The sequence below is a fragment of the Variovorax ureilyticus genome (assembly GCF_037889935.1).
In the GTDB taxonomy this organism is placed as follows: Bacteria; Pseudomonadota; Gammaproteobacteria; order Burkholderiales; family Burkholderiaceae_C; genus Variovorax; species Variovorax ureilyticus.
This window is the reverse complement of sequence record NZ_JBBKZU010000023.1, coordinates 22996-43801: the sequence shown is the minus strand read 5'-3', so window position 1 is coordinate 43801 and position 20806 is coordinate 22996. Positions and strand designations below refer to the sequence as shown.

Below are 20806 nucleotides of genomic sequence, written 5' to 3'. Positions count from 1 at the left end.
CCGGCTGAAACGATAGGAGCTTCGATGACGCCTGTTCAGATCGAGACGTACGTCGATGCCGCGGCTGCGGCGCTTGGGCTGCGCTTGCGGCCCGATCACCGACCGGGTGTGCTCCGCTACTTCGCGCTCGCGGCGGACCTTGCCGCCGTGATCGATGCGGTGCCGCTCGCGCCGCATCACGAGCCCGCCGTCGCCTTCTCGCCGGTCGTGCCGAAGGAGAAGGAGCAATGAAGGCCGCCGAGATCGTGCTCAGGGACGCGTCCTCGATGGCCGAGGCGGTGCGTTCAGGCGTGGTGAGTGCCGGCGACCTGGTGCAGGCGAGCCTCGATCGCATTGCCGCGACCGACGTGCGCGTCAACGCTTTCACCGACGTGGTCCGTGAGCGCGCATTGCGGCGTGCGTCGCAGATCGACCAATCGCTCGCTTCGGACCGTGGCGCGCGCACGCGCGAACTGCCGCTGCTCGGCGTGCCTTTCGCGGTGAAGAACCTCTTCGACATCGCCGGGCTGCCGACGCTCGCGGGCTCGAAGATCGAACGCGAGGCGACGCCGGCGCGCAGCGATGCAACGCTCGTTCGCCGGCTGGAAAGCGCCGGCGCGGTGCTGGTCGGCGGGCTCAACATGGACGAGTACGCCTACGGCTTCACGACCGAGAACAGCCACGTGGGCGCGGCGCACAACCCGCACGACCTCTCGCGCGTCGCCGGCGGATCGTCCGGCGGCTCCGGCGCGGCCGTGGCGGCCGGTCAGGTGCCGATCACGCTCGGGTCCGACACCAACGGATCGATCCGCGTGCCCGCATCGCTGTGCGGCGTGTTCGGGCTCAAGCCGACCTTCGGGAGACTGCCTCGCACCGGCAGCTATCCCTTCGTGTCGAGCCTCGATCATCTCGGTCCCTTCGCGCGTTCTGTCCGCGACCTGGCGGCCGCCTACGACGCGATGCAGGGCCCGGAGACACCGGGGCCGCGCGATCCCGGATGTGCGCAGCGCAGCATCGAGCTGGCGTCGCCGGCACTGGGGCATGGCCTGCACGGGCTGCGCATCGGCGTGCTCGGCGGCTGGTTCCGCGAACGGGCGCAACCCGAGGCGATCACCGCCGTCGATGCCGTCGCGCAGGCCCTGGGTGCGAATCACACGGTGGAACTGCCGATGGTCGAGGCGGGGCGCGCGGCGGCCTTCCTCATCACCAATGCCGAAGGCGCGGCGCTGCACCTGCCGGATCTGCGCACGCGGCCGCAAGACTTCGAGCCGCTGTCGCGCGATCGCTTCCTCGCAGGCGCGCTGCTCCCGGCGGCGTGGGTCGCTCGCGCGCAGCGCGTGCGACGGCTCTACGCGGAGCAGGTCGCCAGCCTCCTGGATCGCTTCGACATCCTGCTGGCGCCGGCGACGCCATGCGCCGCCACGCCGATCGGCGCCGAATGGTTCGAGCTCCATGGCCAGCGCCTGCCGGTGCGTCCCAACATGGGCGTGCTGACGCAGCCGATTTCGTGCATCGGCCTGCCGGTGTGCGCGGTGCCGGTGTGGGGCGCGCATCCCAGCCTGCCGATCGGCGTCCAGGTGATCGCTGCGCCTTGGCGCGAAGACCTGGTGCTGCGCGTCGCCGCAGCGCTCGAATCGGCCGGCGTCGCGCAGGCGCCCGTCGCACCTCTGTGAAGGGCGGAACCATGACACCCCTGATCAATCTCTCCGAGGTCGTGGCCGAAGTCACCGCCGCCTTCGACCGCTACGAAGACGCGCTGGTGAACAACAAGGTCGAAGTGCTCGACGAGCTGTTCTGGGCCAGCCCCCACACGTTGCGCTACGGCGCGACCGAAAACCTCTACGGCTACGCCGAGATCCAGGCCTTCCGCGCCGCGCGCCCGGCAGAGGGCCTCGCGCGCGAGATTCTGCGCACCGTGATCACCACCTACGGCCTCGACTTCGCGACCGCCAACATCGAATTCCGCCGCGAAGGAAGCACAAGGACGGGGCGCCAGAGCCAGACATGGATGCGCACTGCCCAAGGCTGGCGCGTGGTGGCGGCGCACGTGAGCCTTCTGGGCTGATTCCGTTCCCCGTTTCGGCGCATTTCCGTTGGTACGGTTTATGCACACCAGCTTGTATCCAAGTTAGGCCTCGACGCCCTTCGATCCTTCACTTCCAGGAGCCTGCACCATGAGCCAGTTCAATCGCCGCGATTCCCTGAAGTCCCTTGCAGCACTTGCGTCGGCGACGACGCTCGGCGGCTGGAGTGCGCTCGCCAGCGCGCAGAAGCCGATGACCGTGGGCGTGATCTACGTCGGCCCGCGCGACGACTACGGCTACAACCAGGCGCATGCGCAGGCGGCCGCCGAGCTCAAGAAGATGCCCGGCATCAAGGTGGTCGAGGAAGAGAACGTGCCCGAGACCGCGGCCGTGCAGAAGACGATGACCGGCATGATCGCGCAGGACGGCGCGACGCTGCTCTTCCCGACCTCCTTCGGCTACTTCGATCCGCACATCCTCGCGGTCGCGCCGAAGAACCCCGAGGTGCGCTTCTCCCACTGCGGCGGCCTCTGGACCGAAGGCAAGCATCCGAAGAACGTCGGCAGCTTCTTCGGCTACATCGACGAGTGCCAGTACCTCAACGGCGTGGTCGCAGGCCACATGACCAAGAGCAACAAGATCGCCTTCGTCGCCGCCAAGCCGATTCCGCAGGTGCTGCGCAACATCAACGCCTTCACGATGGGCGCGCGTTCGGTCAAGCCGAACATCACCTGCAGCGTGATCTTCACCGGCGACTGGTCGATGGCCGTCAAGGAAGCGGAAGCCACCAACAGCCTCGCCGACCAGGGCTGCGACGTCTTCACGATGCACGTCGATGGTCCGAAGGTGGTGGTCGAGACGGCGGCCAAGCGCGGCAAGATGGTCTGCGGCTACCACGCGAGCCAGGCCAAGCTGGCGCCTGCGGCCTACCTGACCGGCGCCGAATGGAACTGGCTCACCGCCTACAAGACCATCATCGATGCGGCGCAGACCGGCAAGCCGCATCCCAACTTCCTGCGCGGCGGCTTGAAAGAGGGCTACGTGAAGATGTCGCCCTATGGTTCGATGGTGACCGATGCGGCGAAGAAGAACGCCGACGACATCAAGGCGAAGATGCTCGCGGGCACCTTCGACATCTTCCAGGGGCCGCTGAAGGACAACAAGGGCAATGTCGTGATCGCCGCCGGCAAGACGCTGAAGCAGACCGATCTCGAACTGGAGAAGATGAACTACCTCGTCGAGGGGGTCGTCGGCTCCGTCGGATAAGGCGCCTCAACTTCAGCACCGCGAGCCGACGATGCCCAGCGCACTGAAAGAGATCGCCCTGCCGGTGTTCGCCATCGCGGCGGCGCTGCTGCTGTTCGGCGTGTTCGTCTGGTTCGCCGGCGTGAGTCCGGTGGATGTGTGGGTCATCCTCTTCAAGGGCGCGTTCGGCGACTGGTTCTCCTGGCAGAACACCTTGCAGCGCGCGGCACCGCTGATGCTCACTGCGCTGTGCGTCGCGATCCCGGCGCGCGCGGGGCTGGTGATCATCGGGGGCGAAGGCGCGCTGGTGCTCGGCGGGTTGGCTTGCGCGGCTGTGCCTTACGTGATGCCGCTGCCGGCGAATATCGCCGGGACATTCGCGCTATGCGTCGCGGGTGCGATCGCCGGTGCCGCATGGATCGCGCTCGCCGGCTGGCTGCGCCAGTACCGCGGCATCAACGAGACCATCAGCAGCCTGCTGCTCGCGTATGTGGCGATCGGATTCTTCAAGCACTTCGTCGAGGGCGCGCTGCGCGATCCGGCGAGCCTCAACAAGCCGGCGACGCGATCGCTTGCGGAGGGCCTCGGGATCGGCGGCATCGGCGGCTCGGATGTGCATTGGGGGCTGGTGATCGGCATCGTCGCGTGCATCGCCTCGGGGCTGTGGCTGCGATTCACCGCATCGGGTTTTTCGGTGCGCGTGGTCGGCGGGAATCCGCGCACGGCGCAACTCGTGGGCTTGCCGGCCAATCGATTGATCCTTGCGGCGTGCGGCCTCGGCGGCGCGTGCGCCGGTGTCGCGGGGGCCGTGGAGGTGGCGGCAGTGCACACCAACGCGAACGCTTCGCTGATCGCGGGCTACGGCTATGCGGGCATCCTCGTGTCGTTCATCGCGCGGCACAACCCGGTGGCGATCATCCCCGTGGCGATCCTGTTCGGCGGGTTCGGCGCGGCCGGCAGCCTGCTGCAGCGGCGGCTCGGATTGCCGGATGCCTCGGTGCTGGTGCTGCAGGGCATCGCCTTTGTGCTGATCCTCGCGAGCGAGGGGCTGCGCATGATCGACTGGAAGGCATTAATGAGGAATCGCGCGCCCGTCGCGCCGCGCGGTCCCGTGATCGCGACGGAGGCCACGCCATGACGGCCGACCAGTGGGTGGCGTTGTTCGCGGCGATCGTCGGCGGGGCGTTGCGCGTGGGCGCGCCCTTTCTCTTCGTGAGCCTGGGCGAGTGCCTCACCGAGAAATCGGGCCGCATCAACCTGGGTCTCGAAGGCGTTCTGGTGCTGTCGGCGATGGCGTCGTTCGGCGGCGCGTGGCTCACCGATTCCGCATGGCTCGGCGCGCTGATCGGCGCGATCGTCGGCGCGATGCTTGCCCTGCTGCATGGCCTGCTGTGTTCGCTCGATCGCGTGAACGACGTCGCGACCGGCATCGCGCTGATGCTGTTCGGCACCGGCCTCGCGTTCTATCTCGGCAAGCCGCTGATCCAGCCGCAAGCGCCGCAACTGCCGTCCATTCCTCTGGGCAACTGGAGCGACAACCCGGTGATCCGTTCGGCGCTGCAGGTCAACGCGCTGGTGCCGGTGGGCATTGCCCTCGCGGTGCTGCTGTGGTGGGGCTTCGCGCGCACGCGCATCGGGCTGCTCGTGCGCATGGCGGGCGATTCGGCGAACGCGACGCGGGCGCTGGGCTACTCGGTCTCCGGGCTGCGCATCGCGGCGACCACGGCGGGTGGCTTCATCGCTGGGCTCGGCGGAGCATCGCTCACGCTCTTCTATCCGGGGAGCTGGAACGAAGGCATCTCCAGCGGACAGGGGCTCATCGCGGTCGCGCTCGTGATCTTCGCCCGCTGGAGCCCGCTGCGCTGCATCGGTGCGGCGCTGCTGTTCGGCGGTGCGGGCGCGATCGGGCCGGCGCTGCAGTCGATCGGCGTGGGCTGGGGCTATCACCTCTTCAACACGGTGCCCTACGTGCTCACGCTGGTGATCCTCGTGCTGACCTGCAAGCCCGGCAAGGTCGCGGTCGGCAGCCCCGGCGAACTTTCCTCGACGCGCTGAATGCCATGAACACCACCCACGTCGCGGCGAACCCCTACCCATGGCCCTACGACGGCGCGCTGCGGCCCGACAACACAGCGCTGATCGTGATCGACATGCAGACCGACTTCTGCGGCAAGGGCGGCTATGTCGACGTGATGGGCTACGACCTCTCGCTGGTGCAGGCGCCGATCGAGCCGATCCGCCGCACGCTCGCACGCATGCGCGAACTGGGCTTCCGCATCATCCACACGCGCGAAGGGCATCGTCCCGATCTCGCCGACCTGCCGGCCAACAAGCGCTGGCGTTCGAGGCAGATCGGCGCGAACGGCGTCGGCATCGGCGACGACGGCCCGTGCGGCCGCATCCTCGTGCGCGGTGAGCCGGGGTGGGAGATCATCCCCGCGCTCGCGCCGGCCGATGGCGAAGTGGTCATCGACAAGCCCGGCAAGGGCTCGTTCTACGCGACCGATCTCGACCTGGTGCTGCGCACGCGGGGCGTCCAGAACCTGATCCTCGCCGGCATCACCACCGACGTGTGCGTGCACACCACGATGCGCGACGCCAACGACCGCGGCTTCGAATGCCTCCTGCTGTCGGACTGCACCGCCGCGACCGACCACGGCAACCATCTGGCGGCGCTGAAGATGATCACGATGCAGGGCGGCGTGTTCGGCGCGCATGCGACCTCGGGCGCGCTGCTCGAAACACTGGCGACGTTCTGACGCACTGACGCACTGACGCACTGAGAAAGGCACCGGCACCATGATTGCGCCCGTCGATCCGCTTCCGCCCGCCACCGGCGCGCTCGCGCTGGACACCTACGAGCTCACCAAGCGCTTCGGCAGCTTCACCGCCATGGACCGCGTGACGATGCGCGTCGAGCCCGGCACGGTGCATGCGCTGCTCGGCGAGAACGGTGCAGGCAAGAGCACACTGGTCAAGTGCGTGGCGGGCTACCAGCGCGCGGAGGAGGGCAGCATCCTCATCGATGGCCGCGAGCAGGACATCGCCAACCCGATCGTCGCGCGGGCGCTCGGCATCGGCATGGTCTACCAGCACTTCACGCTGGCGCCGGGCATGACGGTGGCCGAGAACCTGCTGCTGGCCGGCGGCAAGACACCCGCGCTGATCGACTGGAAGCGCAAGCGCGCCGAGCTGAAGGACTTCCTCGCGACCACGCCGTTCACGCTGGATCTGGACATGCGCCCCGCCGAACTGGCGGCCGGCGAGAAGCAGAAGCTCGAACTGCTCAAGCAGCTCTACCTGAAGCCGCGCCTTCTGATCCTCGACGAGCCCACGTCGGTGCTGACGCCGCAGGAGGCCGACGAGGTCCTCGGCCATGTGCGCGAGTTCGCGCTGAGCGGCCTGTGTACCGTGCTCATCATCACGCACAAGTTCCGCGAGGTGATGGCCTACGCTGACAGCGTCACGGTGCTGCGCCGGGGCAAGGCGGTGCATCACTGCAAGGTGCCGGACACCGACCCCGCGCGGCTTGCCGCGGCCATGATGGGCGAGGGCGAAGCACCGCCGTCCGAGGGCGACACGGCTTCGGCTCCGGCTCGCGCACTGCATGTGGTGACACCGACGCGCGCGGATGCGCCGGTGGCACTCAAGGTGGATCGGCTGCGCGCGCTGGGCGATCGGGGCACGCTCGCCGTGCACGACCTCAGCCTCGAGGTGCGCGGCGGCGAGATCCTGGGCGTGGCGGGCGTCTCGGGCAACGGCCAGCGCGAACTGGTCGAGGCGCTGGTCGGCCAGCGTCCGCGCCTCGGCGGAACGGTGACGGTGATGGGCAAGTCCTACGGCGCGCGCCGCGAGGAGAACCGCCGGCTCAAGGTGCGCAGCCTTCCCGAGGAGCCGCTGCGCAACGCCTGCGTCGGCGATCTGAGCGTGTCGGAGAACATGGCGCTGCGCGACTTCGACCAGCCGCCGCTCGCGTGGCAGGCCATGGGCGCGGAGGTGCTCAACTTCCCGGTCTGGAAGAGCCGTGCGCGCGAGTGGATCGCCGAATACGGCGTGAAGACGCAGGGCGAGGAGGCGCAGATCCGCAGCCTGTCGGGCGGCAACGTGCAGCGCGCGGTGCTGGCGCGCGAGCTCGCGGGCGACATCAACGTGCTGATCGCGGCGAACCCCGTCTTCGGGCTCGACTTCGCGGCGGTCGCCGAGATCCACGGCCGCATCAGGCAGGTGCGTGCACGCGGCGGCGCGGTGCTGCTGATCAGCGAAGACCTCGACGAGCTGCTCGAGATGGCCGACCGCATCGTCGTGATGAGCGAAGGCCGGGTGGTCTTCGAGACGCCGGCCGCCACTGCCGAGCGCCATGTGCTCGGCGCGCACATGGGCGGCGGGGACCACCATCAGGCGGCTGCCGCATAGCCGCAGGACGCCGCCATGCAGATCGACGCCAAACCGTTCGCCTACGAATTCGACCTCGCGAAGACCGCGCTCGTGCTCATCGACATGCAGCGCGACTTCATCGAGCCCGGCGGCTTCGGCGAAACGCTGGGCAACGACGTGTCGCTGCTCGAAGCCATCGTGCCCGCCACGCGGCGCGCGCTCCAGGCGTGGCGCGAGGCCGGCGGCCTGGTCGTGCACACGCGCGAGGCCCACAAGCCCGATCTGTCGGACTGCCCGCCCGCCAAGCGCAATCGCGGCAACCCGACGCTGCGCATCGGCGACGAAGGACCGATGGGCCGCATCCTCGTGATGGGCGAGCCGGGCAACCAGATCATCGACGCGCTCGCGCCGGTCGAAGGCGAAATCGTGGTCGACAAGCCCGGCAAGGGCGCGTTCTACGCCACCGGCCTGCACGAGATGCTCAAGCGGCGCGGCATCACGCACCTCATCTTCGGCGGCGTGACCACCGAGGTCTGCGTGCAGACCAGCATGCGCGAGGCCAACGACCGCGGCTACGAGGGCCTGCTGCTCGAAGACTGCACCGAGAGCTACTTTCCCGCCTTCAAGGCGGCGGCCGTCGAGATGATCCGCGCGCAGGGCGCGATCGTCGGGTGGACCGCCCGCAGCGACGCCCTGCTCGCCGCGCTCGGCAAGCACTAACATCCGATTTGTGTCGACCGTTCGAGCCCCTTCCGACCCCAACGCCGCCGCATCGCAGGACGCGGCCTTTCGCACGCGTGCCGACCAGGTCTATGCGCAACTCAAGCGCGACGTGGCCGAGTTCAGCCTCGTGCCCGGCGACCGCTTCACCGAGAACGAGATCAGCGAACGGCTCGGCGTCTCGCGCACGCCGGTGCGGCAGGCGCTGTTCCGGCTCCAGCAGGAGGGCTACGTCGAGGTGCTCTTCCGCAGCGGCTGGCGGGTGCTGCCTTTCGACTTCGACCAGTTCGAGCAGCTCTACGACCTGCGCATGGTGCTGGAGACCACCGCGGTGCACCGTCTGTGCGAAAGCGACCATCGCGTGGACCGCAGCCTGCTCGACAGCCTGGCCAGCATCTGGCTGGTGCCGGCCGCGCAGCGCAGCGCGGACACGGTGCAGGTCGCCCAGTGGGACGAAGCCTTCCACTGTGCGCTGGTCGAAGCCGCGGGCAATGCCGAGATGGCGCGCGTGCATCGCGACGTGACCGACCGCATCCGCATCATCCGCCGGCTCGACTTCACCAAGCAGCCGCGTATCGACGCGACCTACGACGAGCACGCCAAGATCCTGAAGGCGATCCGCGCGAATCGCGGCGACCAGGCCGCGATGCTGCTGCGTGCGCACATCGAGACCAGCCAGGCCGAGGTCCGCAAGATCACGCTGCACCAGGTGCACATGGCACGCCATGCGGGCCGCACGCGCCGCCCCGGTCGGTGAGTGCTTCTCGTCGCCTGCAGCGCCTCTCCGAGGGTTGCCGCTCGATGACCTGCCACAGCCCTTGCGCAGGGACCCGCGGAACCGGCTTCGCCGGGCCGCCGGGTGCGCCCCCTTGAGGGGGGCGAGCCACACGCAGTGAGCGAGGTTGGGGGTGGGCGCTTTCAGAGCTTGAATTCGTAGTCGACCGTGATCGGCGCGTGGTCGCTGAACTTGATCGTCTTGAAGATCGATTCGCTGCGCGCGAGGCTGGCGATCGCCGGCGTCGCGAGGTGGTAGTCCAGCCGCCACCCCACGTTGTTCGCATAGGCCTGGCCCCGGTTGCTCCACCACGTGTAGGCCTCGCCCGTCGTCTCGGGCTTGAGCAGGCGGTAGACGTCGACCAGCCCGGCGCCTTCCGCGCCCGCATCGAGCAGCCGGGTCATCCAGGCGCGCTCTTCCGGCAGGAAGCCGCTGTTCTTCTGGTTGCCGCGCCAGTTCTTCAGGTCGATTTCCTTGTGCGCGATGTTGATGTCGCCGCACAGGATGAACTCGCGCTCCTTCTTGAGCGCCACCAGATGGGGGAAGAAGCCCTTGAGGAAGCGGAACTTCGCCTCCTGCCGCTCCTCTCCGGAGGAGCCGCTCGGGAAGTAGCAGCTGATGACCGAGAGCTTGCGTTTGGGCGTGTCGAAGCGAAGTTCGAGGTAGCGGCCCTCGGCGTCGAATTCCGTGTCGCCCCAGCCGACAACGATATCGCTCGGCACGTGCTTGCTGTAGACCGCGGTCCCGGAGTAGCCTTTCTTCTCGGCGAAATGGAAGTGGCCCTTCAGACCCGCCATGTCCTCGAAGCGGCCTTCGATGTCGCTGGCCTGGACGCGGGTTTCCTGCATGCAAATACAATCCGGCGCCAGTTCGGCCACCCAGTCGGCAACGCCCTTGGTGGCCGCCGATCGCAGGCCGTTGAGGTTGAGGCTGGTCAGTTTGAACACGAGGACATTCCCTATGGCTGGAGAGATTGGAAAGGGCGGCGCGCTGGCTCAGGAGTTCGTGCAGTTCGCCCTGGATTCGGGGGTGCTGCGCTTCGGCCAGTTCAAGACCAAGGCCGGCCGGATGAGCCCCTATTTCTTCAATGCGGGCCTGTTCGACGACGGCGCCAAGATCGCGCGGCTCGCCGGATTCTATGCAGACCGCCTGATCGAAAGCGGCCTCGAATTCGACATGATCTTCGGCCCCGCCTACAAGGGCATCCCGCTGGGCGCAACCGTGGCGGCCGAACTCGCGCGCCGCGGCCGCAACGTGCCGTTCGCCTACAACCGCAAGGAAGCCAAGGATCACGGCGAAGGCGGAACGCTGGTCGGCGCGCCGCTCAAGGGGCGGGTGCTCATCGTCGATGACGTGATGTCCGCCGGCACCGCGGTGCGCGAATCCATCGCCGCCATCAAGAATGCCGGCGCTACGCCGCATGCCGTCGCGATCGCGCTGGACCGGCAGGAGAAGGCGACCGAGAACGGCGTCGACGTGGACCACAGCGCCGTGCAATATGTACGGAATCAGCTGGGCCTGCAGGTCGTTGCCATCGCGACGCTGGACGACTTGTTACAGTACCTCTCGGGCCGCGCGGACGGAGATCTGGGCGCCCACCGACAGGGAGTGTTGGAGTACCGGGCGCGCTACGGCGCGCGCTGACTCGGCTTGCCCAGAGGATGGACGTGGCGAGAACCCAGGCACTGTTGGCTTTCATGGCGCTCTCGCTGGCTGCAGCCGGCCACGCGCAGGCACAGCAATCCGGTGCGGCTCGCCAATCCAGCGGGGGCGGTCCCGGCATCTACAGCTGTGTGGATTCAAGAGGCCGCACGATCACCGCGGATCGGCCGATCTCGGACTGCAACGACCGCGAGCAGCGCGAGCTGAATCCCAGCGGCACCACACGCCGCAAGATCGAACCCACCTACACCGCGCGCGAGCAGGCCGAGCGCGAAGAGCGTGAGCGCCAGGCCCAGTTGCAGGCGGCGCGCCAGGTCGAGGAGCGCCGCCGCGAGCGCGCGTTGCTGGTCCGCTACCCGAACGCCGCGGCGCACGACAAGGAGCGCGCCGAGGCACTGGTGCAGATCGACGCCGTGATCAGCGCCGCCAGGAAGCGCCTCGGCGAGTTGGCCGAAGACCGCAAGCGCATCGACGACGAGCTGGAGTTCTACAAGAGCGACCCTGGCAAGGCGCCCGGGTCGATCCGCCGCAAGGCCGAAGACAACGCGCGAAGCGTCGACGTGCAGAACCGCTTCATCGCGGAACAGGAAGAAGAAAAGAAGCGCGTCAACGCGCGCTTCGATGAAGAGCAGGCCCGCCTGAAGCCGCTCTGGGCCGCGAACGCGGCCGCGCAGGCCCAGCGCTGATACCAGGCACCTCTGTCAGCGAACCTGCGCGACATGCCGCGGAACCGGCTTCGCCGGGCCGCTGGCATGGCCCCCGGTAGGGGGTTGGCGAAGCGACACGAAGTGCGCGAAGCCTGGGGGCGAGCTTAAAGTTTGGATTTCAACAGCGCATTGACCTGCGCCGGATTGGCCTTGCCCTGGCTGGCCTTCATGACCTGGCCGACCAGCGCGTTGAAGGCCTTGTCCTTGCCGGAGCGGTACTCGTCGATGTTCTTCTGGTTCGTGGCCAGGACGGCATCGATGATCTTTTCGAGCGCGCCGGTGTCGTTCATCTGCTTCAGGCCCTTGGCGTCGATCACGGTGTCGACGTCCTGACCTTCACCGGTCCACAGCGCATCGAACACCTGCCGTGCGGCGTTGTTCGAGATGGTGCCGTCGCTGATGCGCGCGATGAGCTTCGCGAGTTGCGCGGCGCCGACCGGTGCGTCGGCAATGCCGATGTCCTGCAGGTTCAGCCGGCGAGCGATCTCGCCGGTGATCCAGTTGGCCGCCAGCTTGGGCGCCGCCCCGGCGCTCACCGCGTCGTCGAAGTAGCGCGCAAGCGCAGGGCTTTGGGTCAGCTGGGTCGCGTCGTATTCCGACAGGCCGTGCTGCTGCACGTAGCGCTCGGCCATCGCGCGCGGAAGCTCGGGCATCTCGGCGCGCACGCGCTCGATCCATTCGGCCGCGATCGCCAGCGGCGGCAGGTCCGGGTCGGGGAAGTAGCGGTAGTCGGCCGCGTCTTCCTTGGTGCGCATCGCGCGCGTTTCGCCGGTGTCGGGGTCGAACAGCACCGTGGCCTGCTGGATCGCGCGGCCTTCCTCCAGTTCGTCGATCTGCCAGCGGATCTCGAAGTCGATCGCCTGCTGCATGAACTTGAAGCTGTTGAGGTTCTTGATCTCGCGCCGCGTGCCCAGCGGCTCGCCGGGCTTGCGCACCGACACGTTCGCGTCGCAGCGGAAGCTGCCTTCCTGCATGTTGCCGTCGCAGATGCCGATCCAGGTCACGATCTTGTGCAGCTCGCGCGCGTAGGCCACGGCCTCGGCGGTGGAGCGCATGTCGGGCTCGGTCACGATTTCCAGCAGCGGCGTGCCGGCGCGGTTCAGGTCGATGCCCGACTGGCCGATGAAGTCCTCGTGCAGCGACTTGCCGGCGTCTTCCTCGAGATGCGCGCGCACCAGGCGCACGGTCTTCTTCTCTTCGCCGAGGTAGAAGCTCACCGAGCCGCCCTGCACGACCGGGATCTCGTACTGGCTGATCTGGTAGCCCTTCGGCAGGTCGGGATAGAAGTAGTTCTTGCGCGCGAACACGCTGCGCGGCGCGATGTGCGAACCGAGCGCGAGGCCGAGCTTGATCGCGCGTTCGACCGCGCCCTTGTTCATCACCGGCAGCGTGCCGGGCAGCGCGAGATCGACCGCGCTGGCCTGCGTGTTCGGCTCGGCGCCGAAGGCGGTCGAGGCGCGGCTGAAGATCTTCGATGCGGTGGAAAGCTGCGCGTGCGTCTCGAACCCGATGATGACTTCATAGCCGCGGACCAGCGGGCCCGTCGGGCGGCCGCTCTGCGCGGCTTCGAAAGTGTTGGTTTCGCTCATGTCAGTTCTTCGCCATCAATAGCCGGCCGGGGTGCGCTGGTGCCAGTCGGTGGCTTGCTGGAAGCGGTGCGCGGCGTTGAGCAGGCGCGACTCTTCGCAGTAGTTGCCGAGCAATTGCAGGCCGACCGGCATCCCGCCGTCGAAGCCCGCCGGAATGCTCATGCCGGGCAGACCGGCGAGCGAACCCGGCAGCGTGAAGATGTCGGCCAGGTAGTCGGCCACCGGGTCCCCGCCGTGTTCGCCGATCTTCCAGGCGACCGTCGGCGCGGCGGGACCGGCGATCAGGTCGCACTGCCTGAAGGCCTGCTGGAAGTCGTCCGCGATCATGCGGCGCACCTTCTGCGCCTGCAGGTAGTAGGCGTCGTAGTAGCCATGCGAGAGCACGTAGGTGCCGATCATGATGCGGCGCTTGACCTCGTCGCCGAAGCCTTCCTCGCGCGTCTTGGCGTACATGTCGGCGAGGTCGCGATAGTCCTTGGCGCGATGGCCGAACTTGACGCCGTCGAAGCGGCTCAGGTTGCTCGACGCCTCGGCGGCCGCAATGATGTAGTAGACCGGGATCGACAGCTCGGTGCGGGGCAGGGTGATCTCGACGCGGCGGGCGCCGAGCTTTTCGTATTCGGCCAGCGCGGCTTCGACCACGGCCCGCACGCCGGGCGCGACGCCGTCACCGAGGAATTCCTTCGGCACGCCGATGCGCAGGCCTTCGAGCGAATCGCCGAGGCGGCGCGTGAAGTCTTCGGCAGGGCGATCGAGCGACGTCGAATCGCGGTCCGGGTCCGGGCCGCACATGGCGGACAGCAGGAGCGCGCAGTCTTCGGCCGAGCGGGCCATCGGGCCGGCCTGGTCGAGGCTCGATGCGAAGGCGACCATGCCGTAGCGCGAGGCTCGGCCGTAGGTCGGCTTGATGCCGGTCACGCCACAGAACGAGGCGGGCTGGCGGATCGAGCCGCCGGTGTCGGTGCCGGTGGCGGCGGGCGCGAGGCGTGCGGCGACCGCCGCGGCGCTGCCGCCGGACGAGCCGCCGGGGATGCGCTCGCGATCCCACGGATTGCGAACCGGCACGGCCTCGTCGAAACCGACGGCCGGAACCGCGACGTTCTCGTTGGACGAGCCCATCGCGAACTCGTCGCAACTCAGTTTGCCCAGCGTGACGGCGCCGGCTTCGGCCAGCCGGCGAACCACGGTGGCATCGAAGGGCGAGCGATACCCGGCCAGGATTTGGGAACCGGCGCTGGTCGGCAGGCCGGTGGTGACGAAGATGTCCTTGTGGGCGATCGGCACGCCCGTCAATGCGGCGGCGTTGCCGGCCGCGAGCTTGTCGTCGGCGGCGCGGGCCTGGGCCACGGTGAGGTCCTCGTCGATCGCCACGAAGGCGCCGAGCTCCTTGTGCTGGCCGATCCGGTCGAGCTGGTGGCGGGCGGCCTCGACGGCCGAGACCTTGCGCTCCCGCAGCGCCTTGGCGAGCTCGGCCACGCCCATCTGGTGGATTGCCGCGCTCATTTCCACCCCCACGCTCGGCACTTCGTGTCCTCGCTGCCCCCCGAGGGGGCGTGAGCTTGCTTGAAGCGGTTCTGCGCTGCGCTCATTCGATCACCTTCGGAACCAGGAACAGGCCGTTTTCGACGGCGGGCGCGCTGCGCTGGTTGGCTTCGCGGTTGTCGGGTTCGCTGACGACGTCCTCGGCGAGGCGAAGCGTCACGTCCTGGATCGTGGCGACCGGATGGGCGAGCGGCTCGACGCCTGTGGTGTCGACCGCGCGCATGCGCTCGACGAGGTCGAAGAAGCCGTTGATCTGGCCGCGCAGGCGGTCGCTTTCTTCGGGCGCCAGCTGGAGCCGGGCGAGCGACGCGATGCGCGCAATATCGGAAGCAGTGAGGGACATCGGAAAAAGAAGGCTTGGCGACCGTGAAAAACGCGAGGCGTCGCGCCCTGCGAGGTGTGCCGGAACGCTGGAGCTTGAAGGGATTCGGTTATTATCCCGCCTTTGCCGCAACCCCCGCGAACGCGGCGGCATTTGCCGCAAAAACGTTCAATCCATCCCGTCAAACGACCCAGCAAGAGGGCGACGGCCTGCCGACGCGCATGCCGTGCTCCAGAGGATTCCACAATGTTCGGAGCTTTTCGTCGGTACTTCTCGACCGACCTCGCGATCGACCTCGGCACCGCCAATACGCTCATTTTTGCCCGCAACAAGGGCATCGTCCTGGACGAGCCGTCGGTCGTCGCCATCCGGCACGAAGGCGGCCCCCACGGCAAGAAAGTGATCCAGGCCGTCGGCCGCGAAGCGAAGGCCATGCTCGGCAAGGTGCCCGGCAACATCGAAGCCATCCGCCCGATGAAGGACGGCGTGATCGCCGACTTCGTGATCACCGAGCAGATGATCAAGCAGTTCATCAAGATGGTGCACCCGCGTTCGCTGCTCACGCCCAGCCCGCGCATCATCATCTGCGTGCCCTGCGGTTCGACCCAGGTCGAGCGCCGCGCGATCAAGGACGCGGCCGAAGCGGCCGGTGCCACGTCGGTCTATCTCATCGAGGAACCCATGGCCGCAGCGATCGGCGCCGGTTTGCCGGTGTCGGAAGCCAGCGGCTCGATGGTCGTCGACATCGGCGGCGGCACCACCGAAGTGGGCGTGATCTCGCTCGGCGGCATGGTCTACAAGGGCAGCGTGCGCGTCGGCGGCGACCGCTTCGACGAGGCCATCATCAACTACATCCGCCGCAACTACGGCATGCTGATCGGCGAGCCGACGGCGGAAGTCATCAAGAAGAGCATCGGCTCGGCCTTCCCCGGTTCCGAAGTCAAGGAAATGGAAGTCAAGGGCCGCAACCTCAGCGAAGGCGTGCCGCGCAGCTTCACCATCAGCAGCAACGAAGTGCTGGAAGCGCTGACCGATCCGCTGAACAACATCGTCTCCGCCGTGAAGAACGCGCTCGAACAGACGCCGCCCGAACTCGGCGCCGACATCGCCGAGCGCGGCATGATGCTCACCGGCGGCGGCGCGCTGCTGCGCGACCTCGACCGCCTGCTGGCCGAGGAAACCGGCCTGCCGGTGCTGGTTGCCGAAGACCCGCTGACCTGCGTGGTCCGCGGCTGCGGTATCGCTCTCGAGCGGATGGATCGGCTCGGAAGCATCTTCACGAGCGAATAATGCGCTGGATGCGCAAATGGCCGGCCCGCGTTTGCGCAGGGCCGGCCTTTTCAATTTAAAGTCCCTCCGCCATGCCGCTCGGCACGCTCGATCGCACTGCGCCACCCCTGTTCAACCAGGGGCCCTCGGCGCTCAGCAAGCTGATCTTCTTCAGCGCGCTCGCGCTGTTTCTGATGGTGGCCGATGCGCGCTTCAACATCGTGCAGCCGGTCCGCACGGCGGTCGGCGCGGTGCTCTATCCGATCCAGTGGCTGGCGCTGAAGCCGGTTCAGCTCGTGGCGGGCGGCAGTCGCTATCTGGAAGACCTGCAGGTCGCGCAGGCCCGGGAGGCCGAGGCGCGCAAGGCGCTGGCGCTGCAGTCGGAACGCGCCAGCCAGGCCGACCTGCTCGCGCAGGAAAACGCGCGGCTGCGCTCGATGCTCGAACTGCGCCAGGTGACACAGACGCCGGGCCGGGTGGCCGAGGTGCTCTACGACACGTCCGATCCGTACACCCGCAAGGTGGTGATCGACCAGGGGCTGACGCACGGCATCGCGCCGGGGTCGCCGGTGATCGACGAGAACGGGGTGCTCGGGCAGGTCACGCAGGTGCAACCCTTCACGAGCGAAATCACGCTGGTGATCGATCGCGATCTCGCCATCCCGGTGCAGAACACGCGGACCGGTGCGCGCAGCGTGGCTTTCGGCGACGCCAGTGCCCACGGCGGCGGGCTCGAACTTCGCTTCATGGGCGCGAACTCCGATGTGCAGGAAGGCGACATGCTGAGCACCAGCGGGGTCGACGGCGTCTATCCGCCGGGGCTTCCGGTCGCCAAGATCGACCGCATCGAACGCCGGGCCGATTCCGCCTTCGCCCGCATCCACCTGACGCCGATGGGGCGCGTGAACTCTGCGCGGTACGTCCTGGTGCTGGCGCCGACGGGCACCCCGCCGGTGCCGAAGCCCGCGCCGGCCGCGCCGGCGGCGGGCACCTCGGGCAAGAAGAAGGGCGAGAAATCCGACAAGCCTGGGGCCAAGGCCGACAAATCCGACAAGGCCGACAAATCCGACAAGGCGGACAAGGCCGACAAGAAGGAGAAGCGCGCGCCATGATCATGCGTCCCGGCCAGCAGCAGCTCCTGTTGCCCGTCAGCCCCCTGTTCATGTGGGCCAGCCTGATCGTCGCCCTCTTGGTCAACATGGTGCCGATCGGCCGTGCCGCGTGGACGCCGGATCTTCTGGCGCTGGTGATCGTGTTCTGGAGCGTGCACCAGCCTGCGCGCATCGGCATCGGCGCGGCCTTCGTCTTCGGGCTGCTGATGGACGTGCACCAGGCCTCGATGCTGGGACAGCATGCACTGTCCTATACGACGCTCGGCTTCTTCGCGATCATGATCCACCGCCGGCTGCTGTGGTTCCCGGTGGCGTCGCAGGCGCTGCAGGTGCTTCCGCTGTTCGCGGTGTCCCACCTGATCGAGCTGGCGATCCGGATGATCGGCGGAGGGGTGTTCCCGGGCTGGACGCTGCTCATCGCGCCGTTGATCGAGGCCGCGTTGTGGCCGCTGGTCAGTGTGCTGTTGTTGGCGCCCCAGCGTCGCGCACCGGAACCTGACGCCAACAGGCCACTCTAGATGCTGCTCGCCCCCAGGCTGCGCGCACTTCGTGTCGCTTCGCCAACCCTCTACCCGGGGCAGCACCAGCAGCCCGGCAAAGCCGGTTCTGCGGTGCTCCCCGCTTCATTTCGTGCCGTTCTGCGCGGATGGTGAGTATTTGCTTTCGTTGTTCGTCCCGCTAAGCTGATCTGCTGCCATGACCGAGATTCGTAACGTCGCTGCCGACCTGTCGCGCTTCAAGCGCCGGGTGGTCGTGATCGCGCTTGTCGTGCTGGTCGCGTTCGGGTTGCTGGCGTCGCGGCTGGTGTATCTGCAGGTGGTGCGGCACGAAGATCTGGCCGAGCAGGCGGAGAGCAATCGCACGGCGATCGTGCCGGTGGTGCCGAACCGGGGGCTGATCGTCGATCGCAACGGGATCGTGCTGGCCTCCAATTACTCCGCCTACACGCTGGAGATCACGCCGTCCAAGGCCGGCAACCTCGAGGAAACGATCGATGCGCTGTCCGAGGTCCTGGAGATTTCGCCGCGCGACCGCCGGCGCTTCAAGCGGCTGCGCGAGGACTCGCGCAGCTTCGATTCGGTGCCGATCCGCACCCGCCTGAGCGACGAGGAGGTCGCCCGGTTCGCCGCGCAGCGCTATCGCTTCCCGGGTGTCGAGATCAAGGCGCGACTGTTCCGCAACTATCCGAACGGCGAACTCGCGAGCCATGTGCTCGGCTACATCGGGCGCATCAACCAGGCCGAAAAAGCGGCCATGGAAGACTGGGAAGACGAGGACCTCGCCAACTACAAGGGCACGGAGTACATCGGCAAGCTCGGCATCGAGCAGAGCTACGAGAAGACCCTGCACGGCCTGACGGGTGTCGAGCAGATGGAAACGTCCGCCGGCGGCCGCGCGGTGCGCCGGCTCGCGGCGCATCCGGCCACGCCGGGCAACACCGTCATGCTGTCGGTCGACATCAAGCTGCAGAAGCTGGTCGAGGACATGTACGGCGAGCGACGCGGGGCGCTGGTGGCGATCGATCCCAAGACCGGCGAGATCCTGGCCTTCGTGAGCAAGCCGACCTTCGATCCGAACCTGTTCGTGGAAGGCATCGACGTCGAGAACTGGAAGGAACTCAGCGAGTCGATCAACAAGCCGCTGCTGAACCGGGCGCTGCGCGGCACCTACCCGCCGGGCTCGACCTACAAGCCCTTCATGGCGCTGGCCGCACTGCAGACGGGAAAGCGCGGACCGAGCGTGGTGGTCAACGACCCGGGCTACTTCAACTTCGGCGGCCACCGCTTCGGCAGCCCCGAGGGCAACATCGGCGGCGTGGACATGCGGCGCTCGATCCAGCTGTCCAGCAACATCTACTACTACTCGCTGGCCAACGAGATGGGCGTGGACCTGATCCACGACTCGATGAAGCCGCTGGGCTTCGGCCAGATCACCGGCATCGACATCGGCGGCGAGGTGCGCGGCGTGCTGCCGAGCACCGAGTGGAAGCGCAATACCTACAAGCGCCCCGAGCAGAAGAAGTGGTATGCGGGCGAGACCATTTCGCTCGGCATCGGGCAGGGCTACAACGCCTTCACGATGCTGCAGCTGGCGCACGCGACGTCGATCGTGGCCAATGGCGGCATCAAATTCAAACCGCACGTGGCCCTCGCGATCCGCGACACGGTCACCGGCGAGGTGAAGCCGGTCGAGCAGGCGCCCGGACAGAATCTCAATGTCCCGCCAGCCAATATCGGCGTGGTCCGCGACGGCTTGGTGGCGGTGGTCAACGCGGGCACGGCGCGCAGCGTCTTCGCCGGCGCGGGGTATCAGGCGGCCGGCAAGACCGGCACGGCGCAGGCGGTGGGCATGGCGGCGAACACCAAGTACAACGCCAAGGCGCTGGAGGAACACCAGCGCGACCACGCGCTTTTCATGGCGTTCGCGCCGGCCAACGACCCGAAGATCGCCGTGGCGCTCATCGTCGAGAACGCGGGCTGGGGTGCCGGCGCCGCCGCGCCGATCGCGCGCCGCGTATTCGACTACTGGCTGCTGAACCAGTACCCCAGCGAGGCGGACATGGCCGCCATCCAGCAGGGCAAGGCCGCGGCGCCGATCGGCAAGCCGCGCGTCGCGAGCGAAGTGGCCTGGCCGCCGGCGGGCACGCAGGCCGCCGCCGCATCGGCCGCCCCCTGATCCACTTCGTCAGCGCAGGAAGGCGTCGTAGGCGGTCTTCAGGATCAGCGCGCCGACGACGAAGATGAACACCGTCCGCACGAAGCCCGCGCCGTGGCGGATGGCCACCCGGGCGCCGATCACCCCGCCCGCGACGTTCGCCACCGCCATCACCAGCCCGTAGTGCCACAGCACATGGCCCTTGAGGCCGAGCAGCAGCAGGGCGCCGAGGTTGGTCATGACGTTGAGCAGCTTGGCCGACGCCGCGGCGTTGAGGAAGTCGTAGCCCAGCCAGCGGACGAACAGGAACACGAAGAAGCTCCCCGTGCCGGGACCGAAGAAGCCGTCGTAGACGCCGAGCGCGAAGCCGATCGCCGCCGTGGCGGCGAGTTCGGCGCGTCCATGAAAGCGCGGTTCGTGATGCCGCCCCATGTCCTTGCGCGCGAGGGTGTAGAGCAGCAGCACGACCAGGATCACCGGCAGCAGCTTGCGGAGGAACTCGCCCGGCACCACGGTCACGGCCCATGCGCCGATCAACGAGCCGAAGAACGCCAGACCGGCCGCCGGAAGCAGCGTGCGCCAGCGCAGGCCGACGCGATAGTGGAACTGCACGGTGGCCGCCGCCGTGCCCCAGACCGAGGCGCTCTTGTTGGTGCCCAGCAGCGTCGCCGGGGCCACGCCGGGCAGCACGCTGAAGAGCACCGGGACCAGGATCAGTCCGCCTCCCCCGACGATCGAATCAACGAATCCCGCGAACAGCGAGGCCAGGGTCAGCACGACGATTTCCATTGCGGAGATTGTCGCTGCGGGGTGTGCTATCGATTTCGTAGC

The 20806-nt window shown here is 67.9% G+C and carries 21 protein-coding genes; 16 read left to right on the top strand and 5 right to left on the bottom strand.

Annotated elements, in window-relative coordinates:
• Positions 1 to 24: 24 nt before the first annotated feature.
• The 10 genes from WKW77_RS32070 to WKW77_RS32025 all read left to right on the top strand — a co-directional run bounded on the left by WKW77_RS32070 (position 25) and on the right by WKW77_RS32025 (position 9099).
• Positions 25 to 231 carry a DUF4089 domain-containing protein gene (locus tag WKW77_RS32070; protein WP_340360936.1) on the top strand — a complete coding sequence of 69 codons (207 nt, stop codon included), beginning with the start codon at positions 25 to 27 and terminating at the stop codon, positions 229 to 231.
• On the top strand, positions 228 to 1652 hold the full coding sequence (locus tag WKW77_RS32065; RefSeq protein ID WP_340360935.1) for an AtzE family amidohydrolase: 1425 nt from the start codon (positions 228 to 230) through the stop codon (positions 1650 to 1652). The genes WKW77_RS32070 and WKW77_RS32065 overlap by 4 nt, the downstream gene beginning before the upstream one ends.
• An 11-nt stretch (positions 1653 to 1663) precedes the next feature.
• Entirely contained in the window at positions 1664 to 2044 is a 381-nt protein-coding gene (hpxZ, locus tag WKW77_RS32060) for an oxalurate catabolism protein HpxZ (RefSeq protein ID WP_340360934.1), read from the top strand.
• A gap of 109 nt (positions 2045 to 2153) precedes the next feature.
• Positions 2154 to 3269, top strand: coding sequence for a BMP family ABC transporter substrate-binding protein (locus WKW77_RS32055; protein WP_340360933.1), 1116 nt, complete (start codon positions 2154 to 2156; stop codon positions 3267 to 3269).
• A 31-nt stretch (positions 3270 to 3300) separates the two neighbouring features.
• Entirely contained in the window at positions 3301 to 4386 is a 1086-nt protein-coding gene (locus WKW77_RS32050) for an ABC transporter permease (protein WP_340360932.1), read from the top strand.
• The gene (locus tag WKW77_RS32045) at positions 4383 to 5303 is read left to right on the top strand and encodes an ABC transporter permease (RefSeq protein ID WP_340360931.1); all 921 of its coding nucleotides are present in this window, start codon (positions 4383 to 4385) and stop codon (positions 5301 to 5303) included. Before WKW77_RS32050 ends, WKW77_RS32045 begins: the two co-directional genes overlap by 4 nt.
• Before the next feature lie 5 nt (positions 5304 to 5308).
• Entirely contained in the window at positions 5309 to 6007 is a 699-nt protein-coding gene (biuH, locus tag WKW77_RS32040) for a biuret amidohydrolase (RefSeq protein WP_340360930.1), read from the top strand.
• 40 nt (positions 6008 to 6047) lie between these two features.
• Positions 6048 to 7661: an ABC transporter ATP-binding protein gene (locus tag WKW77_RS32035; protein WP_340360929.1), complete on the top strand. Its 1614-nt coding sequence runs from the start codon at positions 6048 to 6050 to the stop codon at positions 7659 to 7661.
• 15 nt (positions 7662 to 7676) lie between these two features.
• Positions 7677 to 8342: a cysteine hydrolase family protein gene (locus WKW77_RS32030; RefSeq protein ID WP_340360928.1), complete on the top strand. Its 666-nt coding sequence runs from the start codon at positions 7677 to 7679 to the stop codon at positions 8340 to 8342.
• A gap of 10 nt (positions 8343 to 8352) precedes the next feature.
• The gene (locus WKW77_RS32025; protein WP_340360927.1) at positions 8353 to 9099 is read left to right on the top strand and encodes a GntR family transcriptional regulator; all 747 of its coding nucleotides are present in this window, start codon (positions 8353 to 8355) and stop codon (positions 9097 to 9099) included.
• Between the two features lie 161 nt (positions 9100 to 9260).
• On the opposite strand, the gene WKW77_RS32020 is transcribed toward WKW77_RS32025, so the two are convergent.
• Positions 9261 to 10064, bottom strand: coding sequence for an exodeoxyribonuclease III (locus WKW77_RS32020; RefSeq protein ID WP_340360926.1), 804 nt, complete (start codon positions 10062 to 10064; stop codon positions 9261 to 9263).
• A gap of 13 nt (positions 10065 to 10077) precedes the next feature.
• On the opposite strand from WKW77_RS32020, the gene pyrE reads away from it, so the two are divergent.
• Together pyrE and WKW77_RS32010 are read left to right on the top strand one after the other, a co-directional pair.
• Positions 10078 to 10761 (top strand): orotate phosphoribosyltransferase, encoded by a 684-nt coding sequence (gene pyrE, locus WKW77_RS32015; protein ID WP_340360925.1) that lies wholly within the window; start codon positions 10078 to 10080, stop codon positions 10759 to 10761.
• Positions 10762 to 10784: 23 nt separating this feature from the next.
• Positions 10785 to 11465, top strand: a complete 681-nt coding sequence (locus WKW77_RS32010; RefSeq protein ID WP_340360924.1) for a DUF4124 domain-containing protein — start codon at positions 10785 to 10787, stop codon at positions 11463 to 11465.
• Between the two features lie 125 nt (positions 11466 to 11590).
• Here WKW77_RS32010 and gatB read toward each other — a convergent pair whose 3' ends face one another.
• The 3 genes from gatB to gatC all read right to left on the bottom strand — a co-directional run bounded on the left by gatB (position 11591) and on the right by gatC (position 14960).
• Positions 11591 to 13075 (bottom strand): Asp-tRNA(Asn)/Glu-tRNA(Gln) amidotransferase subunit GatB, encoded by a 1485-nt coding sequence (gene gatB, locus WKW77_RS32005; RefSeq protein ID WP_340360923.1) that lies wholly within the window; start codon positions 13073 to 13075, stop codon positions 11591 to 11593.
• 15 nt (positions 13076 to 13090) lie between these two features.
• Positions 13091 to 14578: an Asp-tRNA(Asn)/Glu-tRNA(Gln) amidotransferase subunit GatA gene (gatA, locus tag WKW77_RS32000; protein ID WP_340360922.1), complete on the bottom strand. Its 1488-nt coding sequence runs from the start codon at positions 14576 to 14578 to the stop codon at positions 13091 to 13093.
• Positions 14579 to 14660: 82 nt separating this feature from the next.
• Complete coding sequence (gene gatC / locus WKW77_RS31995) at positions 14661 to 14960, bottom strand: Asp-tRNA(Asn)/Glu-tRNA(Gln) amidotransferase subunit GatC (RefSeq protein WP_340360921.1); 300 nt, start codon at positions 14958 to 14960, stop codon at positions 14661 to 14663.
• A 225-nt stretch (positions 14961 to 15185) separates the two neighbouring features.
• Here gatC and WKW77_RS31990 point away from each other — a divergent pair, with 225 nt between their 5' ends.
• The 4 genes from WKW77_RS31990 to mrdA all read left to right on the top strand — a co-directional run bounded on the left by WKW77_RS31990 (position 15186) and on the right by mrdA (position 19996).
• Positions 15186 to 16229: a rod shape-determining protein gene (locus tag WKW77_RS31990; RefSeq protein WP_028249609.1), complete on the top strand. Its 1044-nt coding sequence runs from the start codon at positions 15186 to 15188 to the stop codon at positions 16227 to 16229.
• Between the two features lie 71 nt (positions 16230 to 16300).
• Positions 16301 to 17320, top strand: a complete 1020-nt coding sequence (mreC, locus tag WKW77_RS31985) for a rod shape-determining protein MreC (RefSeq protein ID WP_340360920.1) — start codon at positions 16301 to 16303, stop codon at positions 17318 to 17320.
• Complete coding sequence (gene mreD / locus WKW77_RS31980; protein WP_340360919.1) at positions 17317 to 17838, top strand: rod shape-determining protein MreD; 522 nt, start codon at positions 17317 to 17319, stop codon at positions 17836 to 17838. Before mreC ends, mreD begins: the two co-directional genes overlap by 4 nt.
• 178 nt (positions 17839 to 18016) lie before the next feature.
• A complete protein-coding gene (gene mrdA / locus WKW77_RS31975) occupies positions 18017 to 19996 on the top strand; it encodes a penicillin-binding protein 2 (RefSeq protein ID WP_340360918.1) in 1980 nt (659 codons plus the stop codon).
• Between the two features lie 9 nt (positions 19997 to 20005).
• Here mrdA and WKW77_RS31970 read toward each other — a convergent pair whose 3' ends face one another.
• Entirely contained in the window at positions 20006 to 20764 is a 759-nt protein-coding gene (locus tag WKW77_RS31970; protein ID WP_340360917.1) for a sulfite exporter TauE/SafE family protein, read from the bottom strand.
• Between the last annotated feature and the right edge of the window lie 42 nt (positions 20765 to 20806).